Below are 2,518 nucleotides of genomic sequence, written 5' to 3' on the forward strand. Positions count from 1 at the left end.
CCGGTGACAACAAAACTGTTGCCGCGATCGCCACCGCAACCCTGTACAGTCAGATTTGCCGCATTGAGAACGTCAGTGGGCAACTCCACTAACCCGGAACTGGGGTTGATATCGGGGGTATTGATCACTACGACACCGCTAAACTGCGCCCCCAAATCCGAGGTAGCGGTAATATCGCTTTCAGGGGTTTGAGCTTGGCGAAAGGCCGTCCCAAAGACTCCTTGAGTATTGATGACGACTCGGCCTCCGGAACCTGCGATCGCGTTCGCCGTAATGTCACTATTTTCTAAGGCCGCCAAAGTCCCCGCATCCAGGGTAATGTTCCCCCCGTCAGCCGAGCCTGCATTGGTGGTAATGTTGCTGTTACCGCGCAACTGAACTGAATCTGCCTTAAGCAAGATGTCGCCACCGCCGCCAGATGAGGTTGCAGCCGAAATCGTGCCTTGATTTTTCAAACGAATGGTGTTGGCATCAACTTGCAAATTTCCGGCACGTCCCGTACCCGTACCCCTAACTCCTATTTCTGCGCCGTTACGTACCGTTAACTGCCCAGTCTTAATAATCAAATCTCCTGCTTGGCCGCTACCGCGCGTATTAGATTCGATCGCAGTGGGCACGATGCCATCACCAATAATCCCAAAGGAAACTGACTCTACACTGGGATCGACTGATGTCGCAAAACCACTGACTTCTATTGATTCGCGTGCGGTTAAAGTCAAGTTTCCTGCTTGACCTTCGCCTCCGGTTGCCGCCGAGATTTGTGCCCCATTGCGGACGCTTAAACGATCTGCGGTGACTTTGAGGTTGCCAGCGGAGGCCGTACCCTGTTGACCTGCGACTGTCAGCAGGGAGGAAGAGGTGAACAAACCGCTTAAAAAGCGCCCGTCGGGGGATAAACCGTTGAGTTCTACATCAGAAACATTGATGGTGAGATTCCCGCCTCGACCTTTGCCAGCAGAAGAAGCGGATACCTGTGCTCCGTTGCCGACGATTAACTCTCTGGCGTTAACTGTCAAGTCTCCGCTATCACCAGCGCCGAGAGAGACGGTGAATAAGCCTCCAGGCAAGGGAGCACCAGGGGGAAGTCCGCTAAGCTCTATTGTGTCGGCGTTGACTGTGAGGTTGCCGCCTCGACCTTCGCTAGCGGCATTGGGGTTGGTGGCGATTATGCTGCCATTGAGACCGATCAGTTGGGGGGTGTTGATTTCGATGTTGCCAGCGTTGCCAGTGCCTGCTGTGCCTGTAAGGATGATGGAACCGTTGGTAATTGACATTTTTTCGGAAGCTGCGATCGCGAGGTTTCCTCCAAGTCCGGGGCCGAGGGCTGAGGTTAAGATGGAGGCTCCGTTGGTCATTGTCAATTGTGGGCTGTTAATGGTAAGGCTACCTGCGTTTCCCGGACTGGCGCTGAGAGCAAATATGCCATCTACGCGATCGCTTAAGACAAAGGTTCCACTTACCAGTTTGACGAGGATGCCGAAGGGTGCGCTGCCTGCAATGGTTACGGACTCGGAAGCGTTGATGTTGACGTTCCCGCCTGCACCGGTGCCGAAGGTGGAAGAGGAGATGAAGCCGCCGCCTTGAATTGAGAGATTTTGCGATCGGATATCTATGCCGCCGCCGTTGAGGTTGCCCAGTGTATCGGCAACTATGCTAGCGCGATCGCTAATAGCAACATTTTTGCCCTGCACTCGCACTGTGCCACCGCCTAAACCGCTAGCATTGACAGCGGCTTGCTGGGATAGCAATATATCTCCTAATGGGGAATTACCAGGGGCTAAATTTCCCAGTTGCCAGTTCCCAGTTGCCAGTTCAATAGTGCCTCCGGGTGCTGTCAAATTGCCGCCTTCGAGTCGGACTTCGCGACCAATTAGCCCTAGAGTTTGACCGGGATTTACTTGCAGTCCGACTATATTACCATCGCGATCGGTGGTTTGGGATTGCACTGCGATCGCGCCGGAATTGCCACCAGCAGAATTGCGACCAAATTGCACGCCAATCGGCACGCTAACTGTTAGTAAAGGTGCTCTTTGGGGGTTAGCATTTAAAGCTGTACCATCAGCAAACTGAATGCTATTAGCTGTACTGGCAACAAAAGAACCACCGATATTTAATCGAGCATTTGGCCCGAAGATAATCCCATTAGGATTGAGCAGAAATAAGTTAGCAGTACCGTTAGCACGAATTAAACCATCAATATTAGAAATATTGCCACCTGTGACGCGGCTGATGATATTTTGAATATCGGCAGCGTTGTTAAAAAAAGCAGTGCCGCCATTAGTCACAGAAAATTCTTGGAAACTATGAAATAAGTTATCGCCCAGTTTTGTGCCTCCTTCAATCCTGTTGATGTTACCTTCTGGGAGTACAGTAGTGTTATTTGGTAAGGTATTATCGGGAGTAATTTGAGCATTAACGGCGGCGGGAATCAGTAAAAATAAAAGAGTGGTTGCGAACCGGAAGGGGCGATATACCATAAATTTTACTTGCTATTTAACTAGGGGCTAGGGGCTAGGGG

The 2,518-nt window shown here is 51.4% G+C and carries 1 protein-coding gene; it reads right to left on the bottom strand.

Going from position 1 to position 2,518, the window contains the following annotated elements; all coding sequences use genetic code 11:
* Positions 1–2,477, bottom strand: a 2,477-nt coding sequence (locus tag OSCI_RS00450; protein ID WP_039961417.1) for a filamentous hemagglutinin N-terminal domain-containing protein, incomplete at its 3' end; no start/stop codon positions are given.
* Positions 2,478–2,518 lie beyond the last annotated feature (41 nt).

Origin of the sequence: Kamptonema sp. PCC 6506 (assembly GCF_000180455.1) — a bacterium.
Taxonomy (GTDB): domain Bacteria; phylum Cyanobacteriota; class Cyanobacteriia; order Cyanobacteriales; family Microcoleaceae; genus Kamptonema; species Kamptonema formosum.